Origin of the sequence: Candidatus Pelagibacter sp. HIMB1505, from assembly GCF_052047915.1 — a bacterium.
Lineage (GTDB): Bacteria > Pseudomonadota > Alphaproteobacteria > Pelagibacterales > Pelagibacteraceae > Pelagibacter > Pelagibacter communis_A.
The window spans coordinates 505,541-522,542 of record NZ_JBNAIR010000001.1 but is presented as its reverse complement, the minus strand read 5'-3'; the positions used below and the strand labels follow the sequence as shown (position 1 = coordinate 522,542).

At 29.9% G+C, this 17,002-nt stretch carries 15 protein-coding genes, 2 tRNA genes and 1 other RNA gene; 8 read left to right on the top strand and 10 right to left on the bottom strand.

All coding sequences use genetic code 11. The features are described 5' to 3' along the window. Positions 1-79 precede the first annotated feature (79 nt). An RNA gene (rnpB, locus tag ACTTAU_RS02760) (RNase P RNA component class A) lies at positions 80-437 on the bottom strand. Positions 438-482: 45 nt separating this feature from the next. Further along, the gene (locus tag ACTTAU_RS02755; RefSeq protein WP_438305772.1) at positions 483-1,151 is read right to left on the bottom strand and encodes an N-acetylmuramoyl-L-alanine amidase; all 669 of its coding nucleotides are present in this window, start codon (positions 1,149-1,151) and stop codon (positions 483-485) included. A gap of 128 nt (positions 1,152-1,279) precedes the next feature. On the opposite strand from ACTTAU_RS02755, the gene ACTTAU_RS02750 reads away from it, so the two are divergent. From ACTTAU_RS02750 to ACTTAU_RS02740, 3 genes are read left to right on the top strand one after another with little or no spacing between them, the layout of a single operon-like run. Continuing rightward, complete coding sequence (locus ACTTAU_RS02750) at positions 1,280-2,065, top strand: MlaA family lipoprotein (RefSeq protein ID WP_438305774.1); 786 nt, start codon at positions 1,280-1,282, stop codon at positions 2,063-2,065. A gap of 11 nt (positions 2,066-2,076) precedes the next feature. After that, the gene (locus tag ACTTAU_RS02745; protein WP_438305776.1) at positions 2,077-2,673 is read left to right on the top strand and encodes an MlaC/ttg2D family ABC transporter substrate-binding protein; all 597 of its coding nucleotides are present in this window, start codon (positions 2,077-2,079) and stop codon (positions 2,671-2,673) included. Positions 2,674-2,679: 6 nt separating this feature from the next. Continuing rightward, the gene (locus tag ACTTAU_RS02740; protein ID WP_438305778.1) at positions 2,680-3,165 is read left to right on the top strand and encodes a hypothetical protein; all 486 of its coding nucleotides are present in this window, start codon (positions 2,680-2,682) and stop codon (positions 3,163-3,165) included. Positions 3,166-3,175: 10 nt separating this feature from the next. Here ACTTAU_RS02740 and ACTTAU_RS02735 read toward each other — a convergent pair. From ACTTAU_RS02735 to ACTTAU_RS02715, 5 genes are all read right to left on the bottom strand, one after another. After that, positions 3,176-3,252 (bottom strand) — tRNA-Ile (locus ACTTAU_RS02735). Positions 3,253-3,310: 58 nt separating this feature from the next. Then, a tRNA-Val gene (locus ACTTAU_RS02730) sits at positions 3,311-3,385 on the bottom strand. Positions 3,386-3,393: 8 nt separating this feature from the next. Continuing rightward, a complete protein-coding gene (gene rpoD, locus ACTTAU_RS02725; RefSeq protein WP_438305780.1) occupies positions 3,394-5,214 on the bottom strand; it encodes an RNA polymerase sigma factor RpoD in 1,821 nt (606 codons plus the stop codon). A 67-nt stretch (positions 5,215-5,281) separates the two neighbouring features. Then, entirely contained in the window at positions 5,282-7,060 is a 1,779-nt protein-coding gene (dnaG, locus tag ACTTAU_RS02720) for a DNA primase (RefSeq protein WP_438305782.1), read from the bottom strand. Further along, positions 7,060-7,521: a GatB/YqeY domain-containing protein gene (locus ACTTAU_RS02715; protein ID WP_438305784.1), complete on the bottom strand. Its 462-nt coding sequence runs from the start codon at positions 7,519-7,521 to the stop codon at positions 7,060-7,062. The genes dnaG and ACTTAU_RS02715 overlap by 1 nt, the downstream gene beginning before the upstream one ends. A gap of 127 nt (positions 7,522-7,648) precedes the next feature. Here ACTTAU_RS02715 and carA point away from each other — a divergent pair, with 127 nt between their 5' ends. From carA to ACTTAU_RS02700, 3 genes are read left to right on the top strand one after another with little or no spacing between them, the layout of a single operon-like run. Continuing rightward, positions 7,649-8,842 (top strand): glutamine-hydrolyzing carbamoyl-phosphate synthase small subunit, encoded by a 1,194-nt coding sequence (gene carA / locus ACTTAU_RS02710; protein WP_438305786.1) that lies wholly within the window; start codon positions 7,649-7,651, stop codon positions 8,840-8,842. Further along, positions 8,820-12,044 (top strand): carbamoyl-phosphate synthase large subunit, encoded by a 3,225-nt coding sequence (carB, locus tag ACTTAU_RS02705; protein ID WP_438305789.1) that lies wholly within the window; start codon positions 8,820-8,822, stop codon positions 12,042-12,044. Before carA ends, carB begins: the two co-directional genes overlap by 23 nt. Beyond that, a complete protein-coding gene (locus ACTTAU_RS02700; protein WP_085113855.1) occupies positions 12,045-12,266 on the top strand; it encodes a DUF6552 family protein in 222 nt (73 codons plus the stop codon). Positions 12,267-12,268: 2 nt separating this feature from the next. Here ACTTAU_RS02700 and ACTTAU_RS02695 read toward each other — a convergent pair whose 3' ends face one another. Further along, entirely contained in the window at positions 12,269-12,931 is a 663-nt protein-coding gene (locus tag ACTTAU_RS02695; protein ID WP_438305791.1) for a hypothetical protein, read from the bottom strand. Continuing rightward, positions 12,931-13,869, bottom strand: a complete 939-nt coding sequence (locus ACTTAU_RS02690) for a mitochondrial fission ELM1 family protein (RefSeq protein WP_438305793.1) — start codon at positions 13,867-13,869, stop codon at positions 12,931-12,933. Before ACTTAU_RS02690 ends, ACTTAU_RS02695 begins: the two co-directional genes overlap by 1 nt. A 21-nt stretch (positions 13,870-13,890) precedes the next feature. Here ACTTAU_RS02690 and trxB point away from each other — a divergent pair, with 21 nt between their 5' ends. Continuing rightward, positions 13,891-14,835: a thioredoxin-disulfide reductase gene (trxB, locus tag ACTTAU_RS02685; RefSeq protein ID WP_438305794.1), complete on the top strand. Its 945-nt coding sequence runs from the start codon at positions 13,891-13,893 to the stop codon at positions 14,833-14,835. A 24-nt stretch (positions 14,836-14,859) separates the two neighbouring features. Beyond that, positions 14,860-15,705 (top strand): shikimate dehydrogenase family protein, encoded by an 846-nt coding sequence (locus ACTTAU_RS02680; protein ID WP_438305796.1) that lies wholly within the window; start codon positions 14,860-14,862, stop codon positions 15,703-15,705. Here the strand turns inward: ACTTAU_RS02680 and ACTTAU_RS02675 are convergent. Beyond that, the gene (locus tag ACTTAU_RS02675) at positions 15,702-16,997 is read right to left on the bottom strand and encodes a TRAP transporter large permease (RefSeq protein WP_438305798.1); all 1,296 of its coding nucleotides are present in this window, start codon (positions 16,995-16,997) and stop codon (positions 15,702-15,704) included. The genes ACTTAU_RS02680 and ACTTAU_RS02675 overlap by 4 nt on opposite strands. Positions 16,998-17,002 lie beyond the last annotated feature (5 nt).

Genomic DNA, 17,002 nt, shown 5'->3' with positions numbered 1-17,002 from the left:
CAAAGAACAAAATTGACTCAAACTTGAATCAAAGCAAGAACATTTAATAATTATAAATTATGTATAAGTGTTGATAAGTTTTGCCAGATAAACTGTAAGCCGGGTTCTGTCATTTAAACCTATCATTTGTCTAGGCTTAAGATCACTCTTAAGCTCAAGCAACTAACCCTGATGACGAGCCAAGGATGGCTTTTAGTTTTTACACAATGTCACCTCTACTTAGTCTTGCTCCCAGTGGGGTTTTCCAGCGTTCATTGTTACCAATAGAACCGGTGTGCTCTTACCACACCTTTTCACCCTTGCCATGTTATGGCGGTATATTTTCTGTGGCACTATCCCTAGGGTTTCCCCCGCCAGGTATTACCTGGCACTGTATCCTTGCGGAGCCCGGACTTTCCTCTTTAAAATAAATTTAAAGCGATAAATCATTTATCTGGCAAATTGAATTTATAATTTGTTTTAAAATTTACAACAGTTTTTAATTATGATTTTAAAAGGTTTTTACTTATTAAAAAACATTCTTGATCAGGAATTCCATTAACCAAATTTTGTCTAAAGTGTCTTTGAAAGGCCTTAGTTATAAATATTTTATTTGAATTGAAACTTAATCTTTTAATCATTCCATAACCAATTTTATTTAAATTTTTTATAAATATTATTTCTTCATCTTTATTTAATCTTTTTTTTCTAATTTTTTTTAAACTAGAATCTTTTAATGAGTGCCAAATAGCTAGTTTATGATTAGCAAGATTTTTCCAAGGAAACTTTTCCCCAGGGTCTTTTTTTCTTTCGGGTGCAATATCAGAATGTCCCAAGATGCTCTTTAAATTAATTTCATATTTTCTAATTAATATATTTAATAATATTTTTAATGAACCTAATTGTTTAGATGTAAAGTTCTCATATCTATTATCATGACCAGGATTTTGTATTTCTATACCAATAGAATTTTTGTTTAACGAATTATATTTTAGCCATTTAGATTTTCCCGCATGCCATGCAATATATAGATCTGGAACAAGATTTATTATTTGACCATTTTTTTTTATAAAATAATGCGCACTAACATTTTTATTTTCATCACATAATCTTTTAATTGCTGAGCTCTCACTTCTCATTCCCGTATAATGAATCACAATAAATTTGATCATTTTTTTTTTCCTTTTCGGTAAACTAAAGTTTGGAGAGTAAAAATTTGATATTTTAAGCCTCATTTAAGCTATATTATTGTTAAAATCTTAATTTACATGTTGATAAATTATTATATATAAATGACCTAATGATCAAAAAGATTACATTAATTTTAATTGCAACTATTACGTTAATTGCAAATGTAAATGCATCATCAGATGGGGAGTTGTTATTAAAAAAAAATGATCCTGCAGAAGTTAAAGAATGCTGGGAAGGTTTTAATAGAGCTTCTTTTGCTTTAAACCAAGGGTTGGACAAAGTTATATTCAAACCTGTTGCGAGCGTTTATAGAACATTACCAATACCAATTAAAAGTGGCGTGAGTAATTCATTAGATAATTTGTCAAATGTAGTCACTATACCAAATAATATTTTGCAAGGTGAATTTTCAAAAGCAGGTGTTAATACTGGTAGATTTATAATTAATACTACTGTTGGAATTTTAGGATTTGTAGATGTTGCAACCTTAATTGGCTTTGAAGAATATGAAAAAGAGGATTATGGTCAAACTTTAGCTGTACATGGCGTTGGACCAGGGTGTTACTTGGTTCTCCCAGTCTTAGGACCCAAAACTGCTAGAGATACTTTAGCATCAACTTTTAATTTCATGGGTGGTGATGCTTGGTATAACATTACAGTTGCTAACGATACTCAGTATGTAAGTGAATTTGATTATTATGCTTCAAGAGTGACTGCTGGAGTAGATTTTAGAGCAAAAAATTACGACTCTATTGAAAATCTACAAAAAAATTCCTTAGACTTTTATGCATCTGTTAAAAGTGTTTATCTGCAGGACAGACAGCAAAAAATACTTAACTCAAATGAAGTGATAGAGTCAATGGACGACTCTGATTGGGAAGAAATAGAAAATTAAATCATATTTGCATGATTAAAAAACTTTTAATTATATTTGGGATATTAATTTCTATAACTACATTTAATTCAACATCTTATTCAATAGAAGCTGATGTTTTTGTTCAATCTACTGTTAATAGAGCTGCCAGTACTCTCGGAGGAAATCTTACTAAAGAACAAAGAGTTGAAGAGCTAAAAAAAATAGCTAAGGAGACGGTTGATATATATGGAGTCGGAATGTACTCCTTGGGAGCAACTAGAAAAAGTTTAACCAAGGAACAGCTAAAAACTTATAATCAAGTTTTTGAAAATTATTTCCTCAAAAGCTTTGCAGATAGACTGGCTGAATACTCTAACCCAATTATTGAAGTAAATTCAAAAGAAAAACTAAATGAAAATTATACAATTGTTTCAAGCACACTAGTTGCAACAGATAAAAGACCAGAAATAAAAATTGAATGGAGAATTTATACAAAAAATCCTGATAAACCTTTGATTAGGGATTTGATCATTGAAGGTTTAAGCTTAGCCAGAACTCAGAAGGAGGAATTTAGCTCCATAATTCAGAGTGCTGATGGGGATGTGAACGTACTTTTTGATAATCTTAAAAACTTTTCTAATAAGTAAAGTTTAATGAGTTTTAAACTCAAAATCTCACCAAAGTTTTCTTTTATAATATCTTCCATAATATCTTTGCTATTTTCTTTATATGCAGCTTACAAAGGTATCATTCTTTTTTTTGTAGAAAAGGCAATGGAAGACACTTTTGTAGGAGGAAATGCTTCAAGTATTTCTATATCACTATGGCTTACAATTAGTGGGGTAATGATTTTTATCTCATTTTTGTTTTTTTACTTTGTAAAAATAAAAGACTTAAAAAGCCAAAAATTAATTCTCACAGGCATAATGATAATTTGGGTTGGTGTGATTTTGTTATTAATAATTTTTCTACCTAAGTTTTTTTATTATTCAGCGCTGCCATTGCTTGCGCTGATTTTTTGCTTTATTTCAGCTATTAATATTAAAAAAGAAATAATAGATGAAAAAAGAAGCAAAGGATTATCTGAAACAGAGATCAATCTACTTCAAAGGCTGGCCGGAATAAAAAAGAGGAAGTAACCGCCTAATTTGGTGGGCCCGCCAGGACTCGAACCTGGGACCAATACATTATGAGTGTACTGCTCTAACCAACTGAGCTACAGGCCCAAAAGAGATTGCTTAGTATATCATTTTTTTAAGGTTATCAATTAAAGAAATATTTTAATGGTGGGCCGTGTTGGTTACGCTCCAACTACCCCTGCAATGTCAATGCAGTACTCTACTATTGAGCTAACGGCCCTAGAGATTTTAGCTTTCTAAGAAACTTTTTAATTGTTTAGATCTGCTTGGGTGTTTTAATTTTCTAAGTGCTTTTGCCTCAATTTGTCTAATTCTTTCTCTAGTTACCGAAAACTGCAATCCAACTTCTTCCAAAGTATGATCTGTATTCATTCCAACACCAAATCTCATTCTTAAAACCCTCTCTTCTCTTGGTGTTAGTGTTGACAATATCTTAGTAGTTGCTTCACCTAAATTTGATTTAATCGCTTGTTCTAATGGTGCAAGAGCTTTTGTATCCTCTATAAAATCTCCTAAACTACTGTCTTCCTCGTCTCCTACTGGTTTTTCTAATGAGACAGGTTCTTTTGAAATTTTTAAAACTTTTCTTACCTTGTCTAGAGGCATTCTTAATTTTTGAGCTAATTCTTCAGGAGTAGCTTCTCTTCCAAATTCACTTAAAATAAGTCTTTGAGTTCTTACAATTTTATTTATTGTCTCAATCATGTGAACTGGAATTCTAATAGTTCTCGCTTGGTCCGCAATTGATCTTGTTATAGCTTGTCTAATCCACCAAGTTGCATAAGTTGAAAATTTATATCCTCTTCTATACTCAAACTTGTCAACAGCTTTCATTAAGCCAATATTTCCTTCTTGAATTAAATCTAAAAACTGTAAACCTCTATTGGTATATTTTTTTGCAATTGAAATAACTAATCTTAAATTAGCCTCAACCATTTCTTTTTTTGCAATTCTAGATTCTTTTTCACCTTTTTGTACTCTGCTAACCAATTTTTTAAAATCAGTTACAGACATTCCAAGTTTGTGACTAATTTCGATTAGTCTTTCTCTAATATTTTTAAATTCATCTTTATTTTTTGCAAAAAACTGTTTCCAAATACTATTTGTATCTAAGAATTTTTTTAAATTAGGATTTATTTCATTACCAATATAAAATTTAATAAATTCATTTCTTGAAATATTATGATCCATCGCAAGTCTCAAAAGATTTCCTTCTAATGAAATGATTTTCTTATTTTCAGTATAATGTTTTTGAACAAGTTCTTCTAAAACAGATGGAGATAGTTGTAATGATTTAATATTTTCTAAAATATCATTAACTATTTTTTCATAACCTTTTTCTTTTGCTGGAGAAAAAGTTTGTGAATTTAAAACACATTCGAGCTTTTCTTTTTGATATTTAATTAATTTATTATACTCTTTTGTAAGTGTTTGGACTGTTTTAAGGACTTTAGGTTTAATTTCAGTTTCCATTGCGGCAAGTGTTGGGTTGAAATCGTCATCATCTGATGATCCGTCTTCTTTATCTGTTTCACCTGCATTTTTTTGTTTAGCACTAGGTCCAGTGCTTTCATCTTCCATATAATTTGTATCGATATCAATTATTTCTCTGACTAAAATTTCATCTTTTTGCAACTGATCATTCCATTCAAAAAATTGTTGAGCAGTAAGTGGACTTTGAGACAATGCTATTAACATTACATCTTTTCCAGCCTCTATTCTTTTTGCAATTGCAATTTCACCTTCTCTTGAAAGAAGCTCAACTCCTCCCATTTCACGAAGGTACATTCTGATAGGATCATCACTTTTTTCAATTGTTTTACCCTCTTCTTTTGATGAAGTTTCTTTTTTTCTTAAAACTTTGTAGTCTGATTTTTTTTCTACAAGAGCAACGCCTTCATCTAAAATATGGATAAATGCTTGTGATAAATTTTCATCTGAGAGATTTCTTTTACCTAGTGATTTACTTAGCTCTTCATAAGTAATAAATCCTCTGTGGGTTCCTCGACCCATCAATCTAGCAAATGATTTAGTAATAATTCGTTCCACAGCAATATAAGTTTGGAAGTCTTATATAATGTCAAATTAGTAAAAATCCATTACTAATTTTATTCGATTAATTGATATTTTGCTTTTTTTTAAGCTCTTTTAACTGGTTAAAAGTTGCTTCACTTAAATCTTTGGAAAATTTAGATTCTAACTCCTGAATCCGATGCTCTAAATCATAATTCATAAGATCTCTACTTATATCCTCTAACAACTCAATTACTTCATATTCATCTTTGGATTTGTTTTTAAAAATATTCTTAATTGGAGCAAATTTATTAATTCTTTCTAAAATTTGAAAATCTATATTTAGTTCATTGGTTGTTAATTTCTCTCCTGTTTTTAATTTTTCAATTATCTGATCAAATATTTGTTTATTCATCTCTGTGAAGATTTTTATATTTTCTACTAAATGTAAATTTTCTTGAACTAAACTTAGGTTATTAATCATTAAATATAATAATGAATACTCCTTAAGCTCTACTCCAGTTAAAGATTGGCTATCTTTAAATATCTTTTTTGTGCTATCTAGAGTTTTTATTGTTTTTTTATAATTATAATTCTTCTTATTTTGATTAGAGTGTGGAGTTAACTCTGCAATTTTTTCTAAAAAATATTCTAGGACATATTTCTTAATAAAGTCATCTTTAATTGTATTAGCTATAGATCTTAATTTTTTTTCAAAAATTGCCATTGAAGAAGGATTATTTTCTGTCTGTTTTTTGTAATGACTGAAAATAAATTGATGAATCGAAATTTTACTTTGCTTAGTAAAATCTAAAAAGAAATTTTTACTATTTTTATTTACATAGCTATCAGGATCTTCTCCATCAGGTAGAAATAAAAAAGATATTTGTTTTTCAGGTCTTAATTCTTTAATTGAATTTTCAGCTGCTCTTAAAGCTGCTTTGTAACCACTTTCATCACCATCAAAACATATAATAATGTCATCAAAGAATTGATTTAAAGTTAAAATTTGTTTGTCTGTTAATGAAGTTCCAAGATTAGCTACTGCATTTTCAATACCACTTTTACTTAACCCAACAACATCCATATAACCCTCAACTAAATAAATATTATCAAGTTTGTTGGAAAGTTTTCTTGCTTGATCTAAATTATATAAGTTAGAACCTTTTTTAAAAAAATTTGTTTCAGGTGAATTTATATATTTTGCTAGGAAATCACTTTTTTCTATAATTCTGCCACCCAGTGCAATTGGTTGCCCTGCGATGTTATTGATTGGAAAAATAAGTCTTCCTCTAAATCTCTCTAAATAAGTATTTTTCTTTTCATCTAAATAAAACAGACCCGTGTCCAATAAAGATTGGGTGCTAAATTCTTTATTTAATTCCTCAAAAAAATTTGGATTTTTTTCAATATATCCTATCTTAAATTTTTTAACCTGATCTTTACTAAGTGATCTTCCTTTTAAATATTCTCTTGCTGCACTTAAGTTTTCATTTTTTAATAGTTCTTCATGATAAAAATCAACATACTTATTAAATATTGATGCATATTCTTTCCATTTCTTTTCTCTTTCTTCATCTTGTTTAGAAAACATGTAAGGTTGCATGCCCGCAAGATTTGCTAAATATTTTACTGCCTCACCAAATCTTAAATTTTGTGTTTTCATTACAAAGTCAAAAATATTTCCATGTTCTGCTGTTGCAAAACAATGATAAAATTCTTTTTCATCATTTACTGTGAAGGATGGAGTTTTTTCATTTTTAAAAGGTGACAATCCAACAAACTCTTTTCCTCTTTTTTTCAAACTTACTGTTTTTGAGACTACAGAAGATACTTTTAGCCTTGTCTTGATTTCATCAAGATATTCTTTTGGATATTTCATTATTTATTCAATAGTTGCTTTAATAAAGCTCCAGCTTTTGCAAAATTTAAATCATCAGAATATTGCTGTTTTAAAGCACCCATGACCTTACCCATATCTTTAATTGAATTTGCGCCCAATTTAGCAATTATTTCTTCACATATTTTTTTGGTATCTTCTTCACTAAGTTGCTTTGGCAAAAAACTTGTTAGGATTTCATATTCATTTTGCTCCACTTCTAAAAGATCATTTCGATTATTCTTTTTATATATCTCTATCGATTCGGCTCTTTGTTTAACCATCTTCTTTAAGAGTTTTTTAATATCATCATCATCGGTATCTTTTTTATTTGGTCCTGATCTATTTGAAATATCCAAATCTTTAATTGAAGATAAAATTAACCTGTAGGTTGATATCTTTGTTTTATCTTTAGATTTTAATGCGTTTTTATATTCAGTTTCGATTGTATCTTTTAATGACATAATTTTCACAACTTACTTTAAAGATAAAAATGTTCAAAAGAAAAATTGTATTTTTACAATTTTATAATAAATGTCTGTTGCGATAATAATCCAATTATTGTAGTAACCTTTAACTCATGAGTTGTAATTGAAGAAAAAACCAAAAAAAATAAACTCAAAAAACTCACAAATTCATACAGGTATTTTAGTTCTTGAAAACAAAAAGGTTTTTAAGGGAATTGGTATTGGATACCAAGGAATTGCAACTGGTGAGGTTTGTTTCAATACTTCGCTAACTGGTTATCAAGAAATTATATCTGATCCGTCATATGCTGGACAGATAATAAATTTTACTTTTCCTCATATTGGTAATGTAGGAACTAATAAAGAAGATTATGAAAGTGATCATGTTTGGACTAAAGGAGTAATATTTAATTCTGAAATTACTGATCCTTCAAATTATAGATCATTTCAACACTTGGACGCATGGTTAAAAAAAAATAAAATTGTTGGAATTACAGGGCTAGATACCAGAAGTTTAACTAATTTTATTAGAGATAAGGGAGCGCCAAAAGGCACAATTTCTTATTCAAAAAATGCAAAGTTCAATATAAGCAAGCTCACCAATACAACTTTTAAATGGTCAGGATTAAAAAATTTAGATCTTGCAAAAGATGTAAGTACAAAAAAAAATTATATCTGGAAAGGTTTTAAAACCTGGAAAAAGGAAAGTGGGTTTATAGAAAATAATAAAAATCAATATCATGTAGTTGCTATTGATTATGGAATTAAAAAAAATATTTTAAGATATTTTTCAGATTTTAACTGTAAAGTTACTGTCGTTTCTTGCAAAACTAGTTCTAAAGAAATTTTATCTTTAAAACCTAATGGTATATTTTTATCAAATGGACCTGGAGACCCAGCTGCAACTGGTGAATATGCAATTGATATAATTAAAGATTTAATTAAAAAAAACTTACCTATTTTTGGAATTTGTTTGGGTCATCAAATCCTTGCATTAGCACTTGGTGCCAAAACAAAAAAAATGAAACTTGGCCACCGTGGAGCTAATCATCCTGTTAAAAATTTAATTCATGATAATGTGGAAATTACCAGTCAAAACCATGGTTTTGAAATAGTAAAAGAAAGTCTTCCAAAGAATATTCAAATTACCCATAAGTCATTATTTGATAATTGTATTGAAGGAATAAGACTTAAAAATAAACCAGTGTTTTCAGTTCAATATCATCCAGAGTCTAATCCTGGCCCTCAAGATAGTGTCTACTTATTTAGAGAATTTATTAACAATATGAAAAAAAATGCCAAAACGAAAAGATCTTAAAAAAATATTAGTTGTTGGAGCAGGCCCAATTATAATTGGCCAGGCTTGTGAGTTTGATTACTCAGGAACACAAGCTTGCAAAGCTCTTAGAGATGAAGGTTATAAAGTTATATTAATTAACTCAAATCCTGCAACAATTATGACTGATCCAGGTGTTGCAGATAAAACTTATATTGAACCAATTACATTAGAAGTTTTAGAAAAGATAATTCAGAAAGAAAAACCTGATGCAATCCTTCCAACTATGGGTGGTCAAACAGCTTTAAATCTCGCAATGGAAGCTGAAAAAAAAGGAATTCTTAAAAAATATAAAATTGAGTTAATTGGAGCAAACTCAAAAGCAATTGCAAATGCTGAGGATCGAAAAAAATTTAGAAAAAATATGATTGATATTGGTTTAGATTTACCAAAATCTAAAATTGTAAACAATATCAACCAAGCTTCAAAAGTTTTAAAACAAATTGGTTTACCTGCGATAATAAGACCAGCTTTTACCCTTGGTGGATTAGGTGGAGGAATTGCAAAAAATAAAAAAGATTATCTTAAAATAATTAAGAGTGGACTACACGAATCTCCTGTGAGCCAAGTTCTAGTAGAAGAATGTCTTGAGGGTTGGAAAGAATTTGAAATGGAAGTTGTAAGGGATAAAAAAGACAACTGTATTATTATTTGCTCCATTGAAAATGTAGATCCTATGGGAATTCATACTGGAGACTCTGTAACAGTCGCTCCAGCTCTAACATTAACAGATAAAGAATATCAAGTGATGAGAAATGCGTCCATTGCGTGTCTAAGAAAAATTGGAGTTGAAACAGGAGGATCTAATGTTCAGTTTGCAATTAATCCAAAAAATGGAAGAATGGTAGTGATTGAAATGAATCCAAGGGTTTCTAGGTCATCTGCTCTAGCATCTAAAGCAACTGGATTTCCGATAGCTAAAGTTGCTGCAAAACTTGCTGTTGGCTACACACTGGATGAGCTGAAAAATGAAATTACAAAAGTAACTCCAGCATCTTTTGAGCCAAGCATTGATTATGTGGTTACAAAAATTCCAAGATTTACTTTTGAAAAGTTTTCAACTTCCCCTGCATCATTAGGAACTTCGATGAAGTCAGTTGGTGAGGCAATGGCAATTGGTAGAAACTTCAAAGAATCTTTACAAAAAGCTTTAGTCTCTCTTGAAACTGGATTTTCTGGATTAGATAGAATTTTAGATCTAAATACAAAACAAATTGAAAAAAAACTTAAAGAAAACATTCCAAACAAGCTACTTTATATTGCTGAAGCAATAAGAAAAAAAATAAATCTAAAGAGAATATTCAATCTTTCAAAAGTTGATCCTTGGTTTTTAAATCAAATTAAAGAAATCGTTGATACTGAAAATAAAATCAAAAATAAAGGATTACCAAAAGAATTTAATGAATTTAATAGAATAAAATCTATTGGTTTTTCAGATACAAAACTTGCTGAATTAACTAATACTTCTGAACAAATTGTAAGACAAAAACGAACAGCTTTAAAAATATTACCTGTTTATAAAAAAGTAGATACTTGTGCTGCAGAATTTAAATCCTTTACTCCTTACATGTATTCAACTTATCAAAGGAATTTTTCAATTAATTCAGAATGTGAGGCGGATCCAAGTTCGAAGAAGAAAATAATTATTTTAGGGGGTGGACCAAATAGAATTGGTCAAGGAATTGAATTTGATTATTGCTGCTGCCAAGCAAGCTTTTCATTAAAGGAAGTGGGTTTTGAAACTATAATGGTAAACTGTAACCCTGAAACAGTATCTACTGATTATGACACAAGTGATCGGTTGTATTTTGAACCTTTAAAAGAGGAATATGTTTTCAACATTATCAAAAAAGAGCAAGAAAAGGGAAATCTACTTGGTGTCATTGCTCAATTTGGAGGACAAACACCAATTAAACTAGCAGAATTTTTACATAAAAATAAATTACCTATTTTAGGAACACAATATACATCAATTGATCTTGCTGAAGATAGAGATCGATTTAGAAATCTCTTAAACAAACTTCATTTAAAACAAGCTGAAAGCGGAATTGCTAAGAATTATAAACAAGCAATTCAAATTGCAGATAAAATTGGATTACCTTTGATGGTAAGACCTTCGTATGTTTTAGGTGGAAGAGCAATGGAAATCGTTCATGAAAAAAATCAATTAAAAAACTTTATTGAAGAAGCATTTAAAGCAGCTGAAGAAAATCCTATTCTAATTGATAAATTTATTGATCATGCAATGGAAGTTGATGTGGATGCCATCTCAGATGGTAAAGATGTTTTTGTAGCAGGGATTATGCAGCATATCGAAGAAGCTGGAATTCACTCAGGTGACTCTGCTTGTAGTTTGCCCCCTGTATCCATTAAACCATATCTCATTAAAGAAATAGAAAACCAAACCAAGAAATTAGCACTTGCTTTAAAAGTAAAAGGTTTCATGAATATTCAGTTTGCAATCAAAAAGGATGAAATTTATGTAATTGAGGTAAATCCTAGAGCAAGTAGAACTGTTCCATTTGTATCTAAAGCAAAAGGTTTACCGCTTGCAAAAATAGCATCTAGAATCATGGCAGGAGAAAAACTATCTAAGTTTAATTTAAAAGATAAATCTAAAGGCATGTATGCAGTTAAAGAGGCTGTATTTCCATTTAATAAATTTCCCAACAGTGATTTACTTTTAGGCCCTGAGATGAAATCAACTGGTGAAGTAATGGGATTTGATAAAGATTTTGGTATGGCTTTTGCTAAAAGTCAGATAGCTGCTGCTAATTCATTACCAAAAAAAGGTCTTGCTTTTATCTCTTTAAAAAATGCTCATAAAGATGAAGGGATAGATCTTGTAAAGCAATTAATAAAATTAAACTTTAAACTTTGCGCAACCAAAGGAACAGCTGAATACATCCAAAAACATGGAATGAAATGTAAAATTATTAATAAAGTAAGCAGCGGCTCTCCTCATATTGTTGATGTTTTAGACTCTAAAAAGATTGCTTTAGTTATTAATACTGGTGGAGGAAATAGTGAGCATAGATTAAACGATGCAATAGCACTAAGAAGGGCAACTCTTAAAAATAAAGTACCTTATTGCACTAATATGTCTACGGCACTTGCTTGCTTAGAAGGAATTAAATCCTTGAAGACTAAGAAATTGGAAGTCAATTCTCTTCAGGATATTTAAATGAAAACAGTAGATATCATTAAGTGGATTGCAACAATAATTCAATTAATTGGATATGGTCTTACTGGAATGGGATTAACGCCTTTAAATATTTATTTTTTCATTGTTGGTATTTTTTTATGGTTTGTTACGGGATATCTTTGGAAAGATAAGGCTATTATGGTTGTCCATGTTGGAGCGTTACTTTCAATACTAAGTGGCTTATTCTTTTCTAACAGTTAAATTTATTCAACTTTCCAATCAGTTTCAAAAGTCACATAATTGACTTGAATACATCGTCTTTCTTTAATTATCTTTTTCTTTTCCATTCCGTGCCAAGTGTTAGGTCCACTAGTAAACATATAGCCATAGTTATGTTTGTATGGGACTGTTTTAACTTTCTCTAATTTTTCATTATAAAAATCAGTTCCAAGATCCTCAGACTCATTAGCATTATTCACAAATATTAAACCAGACATTAGTTTTTCTTTTATATCACAATGAGGTTTCAGCCAAAAACCTTCCCTATCACAGATTACCTCTACTCTCACAAATGAATTTGATAGGTCTTTATTAATCATTTTAGAAATTCTTTCATGAACTTCTTTGGATTGAAGTTCTTCTATAAATTTTACTAAATGTGGAAATTGAGAAGCATTTTCTTTTGTAACAAAACATCTAAATTTTATTGCCTTGCCTCCAGATGGATTACCTTCTCTAAACTCTGCAGCACCACCGTCAATTGCTCTTGTGCCATCATAATTGAGATCAAATTGTTTAACGTCTGGAATATCAGCATTTACAATTTCGTTAATTGCCCCATCATTTAATGCATCTTGATATTCCCAATGATCAAATGGAAAGTTATGTTTCTTTGAATAATCTGTGATACTTTTTAAAAATGACATTATGATAATTGTTTTTTAATTTCGTTTGCGACTCTACTAGTTTCATCAAGTCTTTCATAGTCCCAACTTTCAAGACTATTATCTAATTTCTTAATTATATTTAATTTGCTAAATAATTCTCTAAACTTTCTAATTCTTTGATCATTTTTATTAGTTGGAATATCAGCAACATAGATTGGTTTACCAGTTAAAGCTGCCTCTGATATCATTGAAGTTGAGTCACATGTAACACAAATATATTTTGCTAATGATAAAGCAGATAAATATGCTTTTTTATCAATGGTATCTATCACAAGGCTATTTTGTTGAAGTTTAAATTTAGATAATTCAATTATATTTTTTGGTGTCCTCATTGAAGGAATCACTATCCCCTGGAGATTGTTTTTAATTACCAAGTTATTAAAAATATTTAAAATATTTGAAATATTTTTTTCTGAGTAATCATAATGTTTTGTTGGTCCACCTAATACAAGTAAAAAATAATCTTTATCTAAATCTAATCTACTTTTTAAATAGTCTGAATGACTATCAATCTCATCTTGTGTTAAATAATGTATAGCACCATTAGTTTGATAAACATTATTGCCCATAAGACCATCATGTTGTGGAGCGATAATATAATCAAAATTATTAAGAGAAACTTTAGGGTCTTGAATATGGATATTTACAACTTTCTTTGGTGAATTTTTTTTTAAATAAATAGATGGAATTACACTTTTTCTTCCACAGGATATGATTACATCAAAATCATCATTATTAATTTTTTTAAAAACTTTTTGAGAAATGGGAGTTAATTTTGGAGGAAGTAATTTCCAAAAATTATCAAGTTCAACTTTGTGGTGAGTAAAATCTAAATCAAGAGCTTTAGCTAAACCTTCTACTTGGCTTATCATCCCATGCATTCCTTCAGTTAATAAAATAGCTTTTAATTTAGACATTAATGACTATATACCTCTCGTATGAGTCAAAATCCAACTAAACACACAAAAGTATTAATTATTGGATCTGGTCCAGCCGGATACACAGCTGCAGTTTATGCTGCAAGAGCAATGTTAAACCCAATTTTAGTTTATGGAGCACAACCAGGTGGACAATTGACTACAACAACAGATGTTGAAAATTTTCCTGGTTTTGCAGATGTAATTCAAGGCCCTTGGTTAATGGACCAAATGAAAGATCAAGCTAAAGCTGTTGGAACTGAAATGATTGAAGATCACATTTCATCAGTGAATTTAAAATCTCAACCATTTGAAGCTGTAGGAGATAGTGGACAAAAATACACAGCGGATAGCATAATTATTTCAACAGGCGCTCAAGCAAGATGGTTAAATTTAAAATCTGAACAAGAGTTTAGAGGTTTTGGTGTTTCTGCTTGCGCAACTTGTGATGGTTTTTTCTTTAAAGATAAAGAGGTTGCTGTTGTTGGCGGTGGTAATGCTGCTGTAGAGGAAGCAATGTTTCTAACTAAATTTGCATCAAAAGTTAAACTAATTCACAGAAGAGATAAATTAAGAGCTGAAAAGATGCTTCAAAATAAGTTAATGGAGAATAAAAAAATTGAAATTATTTGGGACAGTGCAGTTGATGAAGTCATTGGAGACAATGAACCTAAAAATGTAAAAGGTATCAAAGTTAAGAATTTAAAAACTAATGAAGTTACTGAAATGAAAGTTGATGGTTTATTTATTGCAATTGGTCATGATCCAGCAACACAACTTTTCAAAGAACAATTGGAAATGGATAAAGAAGGCTATTTAATCACTAAACCAGATTCAACAGAGACAAATATTCCAGGTGTCTATGCTGCAGGCGATGTAAAAGATAAAACCTTTAGACAGGCTGTAACTGCTGCGGGTATGGGCTGTATGGCAGCTCTTGAAGCTGAAAAATTTCTATCTCATTAATATAAAATCAATTTAAAACATTAAATGTTAAATCTTGGTTTAGTTGGAAAACATATACAGAAATCACAGGCTCCAAATTTACTAACTAGATTATCAAAAGAATTTAATTTTCCTATAAGCTATAAATTGTTTGATTTACAAAATATTGAAGAAGTAAATTTTGAATTATTTATTAATGAATTAAAAGAAAAAAAAATAAAAGGAATAAATGTTACTTTTCCGTTCAAAGAAATTGCTGCTAAAATTTCACATAAAAAAGGAGAGGAAGTTGAAATAACCAAATCTTCAAATCTTTTATTATTAGATGAAAAAATAATTTCAAGAAATACAGATTATCTTGGTTTTGAAAAACTATTAAATTATCACTTTAAAGAAAAATTTGAGAATGTTCTTGTCTTGGGAGGCGGCGGTATTGGTAGATCAATTTGTTTTGCATTAGCTAAATTTGGTTTAAATAAATTATTTTTATTAGAAAAAGATATTAAAAAATCTACTCAATTAATTGATGAACTGAAAAAAATTGGTGTGGATGCTGTTGCAATTTCATTAGAGCAACTAGATAAACAGCTAATTTTTGATGGAATATTAAACTGCACTGAAGTTGGACATGAGCATTCTCCAGGAAATATACTTAGAAATAAGGATTTAAAAAAAACAAAATGGATATTTGACGCTGTTTATATACCAGCGGAGACAGAATTAATTAAACAAGCTAAACAGGCTGGGTTAAAAATAATTAGTGGAATAGATTTGTTTATTTTTCAAGGTGTGGAAGGTTTTATAATATTTTCTGATCATGAAAATTTAAGACAAAATTTATATAAAAATATTGAAAAAATTCGAGAGTTTTATTTTAACAAATTGACTTAACCTTTGTAGCCAAACATTTCAGGTAACCATAATATAATTTCTGGAAAAATAATCATTATTCCAAGAGCAAATAATAACACTAGAATGAAAATCCATATCTCAGATATAATTTCTTTAAGAGAAATTCCAGTTACAGCATTTATTACAAACAATAATATTCCATATGGTGGGGTAATTAATCCAATCATAGAATTAACAACAACCAATACACCAAAATGAATTAAATCAATTCCTAGCGCTTTACAAACAGGAATAAACAATGGAACAATAACTAAAATGATAGTAGTTGCATCTAAAAAACAACCTAAAAGTAAAACTAAAATATTTATGCAAATCAAAAACATTAAAGGACTCACATCTAGCCCTTGTAGTAATAATGTTAATGCTCCAGGAATATTTTCACTAATTACAATATAATTTAAAATAAATGCCCCACCTATCACAATCCCAACTGCAGCAGAAGATCGGGCGCTATCAACAAAAATTTGGTATAAAGATTTTATGGAAATTGATCTATAAAATACACTAGTTAACAACAAGGCATACAATGCTGCAATTGCAGCAGCTTCTGTTGGAGTGGTTACTCCTCCATAAATACCGTACAACAATATAGCAGGCATTAATAGTGCTGGAAAAGCACGAGAGGTGATTTTTGGTAGTTTACTTAAAGGCACAGCCTCCTCAGTTACAAAATTTCTTTTGTGAGAAATTATCGTATTCATAATCATTAATACTAAACCCATAATTAAACCTGGGACTATTCCAGCTAAAAATAAATAACCAATTGAGGCGTCTGAAATAACAGAATAAAGAACCATAGGTATTGAAGGAGGTATAATTGGACCAATTGTTGCTGATGCAGCAGTTATTGCAGCTGCATATCCTCTGGTATATCGACCATTCTTTGTCATCATACCAATTATTATTTTTCCAATGCCTGCAGCATCCGCCACAGCTGAACCAGACATTCCAGAAAATATTAATGAAGCAACTACATTTACATGACCTAATCCACCCTTAAATCTTCCAACTGCTGCAATACAGAAGCTTAACAGTCGGTCAGTAATTGTGCCCACATTCATTATATTGGCTGCTGTAATGAATAATGGGACTGCCAATAAAATAAAAGATTTATACAATCCTTGAAGAATTTTCTCTCCCGCAAGAGCAATATCCATATCTCCAAAAGCAAAATATAAAATAGACGAAGCTATTATTGAATAACCTACTGGAGTACCTATTCCGGCTAAACCAAATAAAGTAATTAAGAAAATAATAATCTCAAAACTCATAAGGC

Excerpts from the sequence above, each read along its gene's own strand:
- ACTTAU_RS02755 (WP_438305772.1), bottom strand. The coding sequence starts at position 1,151 with ATGATCAAATTTATTGTGATTCATTATACGGGAATGAGAAGTGAGAGC.
- ACTTAU_RS02750 (WP_438305774.1), top strand. The coding sequence starts at position 1,280 with ATGATCAAAAAGATTACATTAATTTTAATTGCAACTATTACGTTAATT.
- ACTTAU_RS02745 (WP_438305776.1), top strand. The coding sequence starts at position 2,077 with ATGATTAAAAAACTTTTAATTATATTTGGGATATTAATTTCTATAACT.
- ACTTAU_RS02740 (WP_438305778.1), top strand. The coding sequence starts at position 2,680 with ATGAGTTTTAAACTCAAAATCTCACCAAAGTTTTCTTTTATAATATCT.
- dnaG (WP_438305782.1), bottom strand. The coding sequence starts at position 7,060 with ATGAAATATCCAAAAGAATATCTTGATGAAATCAAGACAAGGCTAAAA.
- ACTTAU_RS02715 (WP_438305784.1), bottom strand. The coding sequence starts at position 7,521 with ATGTCATTAAAAGATACAATCGAAACTGAATATAAAAACGCATTAAAA.
- carB (WP_438305789.1), top strand. The coding sequence starts at position 8,820 with ATGCCAAAACGAAAAGATCTTAAAAAAATATTAGTTGTTGGAGCAGGC.
- ACTTAU_RS02700 (WP_085113855.1), top strand. The coding sequence starts at position 12,045 with ATGAAAACAGTAGATATCATTAAGTGGATTGCAACAATAATTCAATTA.
- ACTTAU_RS02695 (WP_438305791.1), bottom strand. The coding sequence starts at position 12,931 with ATGTCATTTTTAAAAAGTATCACAGATTATTCAAAGAAACATAACTTT.
- ACTTAU_RS02690 (WP_438305793.1), bottom strand. The coding sequence starts at position 13,869 with ATGTCTAAATTAAAAGCTATTTTATTAACTGAAGGAATGCATGGGATG.
- trxB (WP_438305794.1), top strand. The coding sequence starts at position 13,891 with ATGAGTCAAAATCCAACTAAACACACAAAAGTATTAATTATTGGATCT.
- ACTTAU_RS02680 (WP_438305796.1), top strand. The coding sequence starts at position 14,860 with ATGTTAAATCTTGGTTTAGTTGGAAAACATATACAGAAATCACAGGCT.
- ACTTAU_RS02675 (WP_438305798.1), bottom strand. The coding sequence starts at position 16,997 with ATGAGTTTTGAGATTATTATTTTCTTAATTACTTTATTTGGTTTAGCC.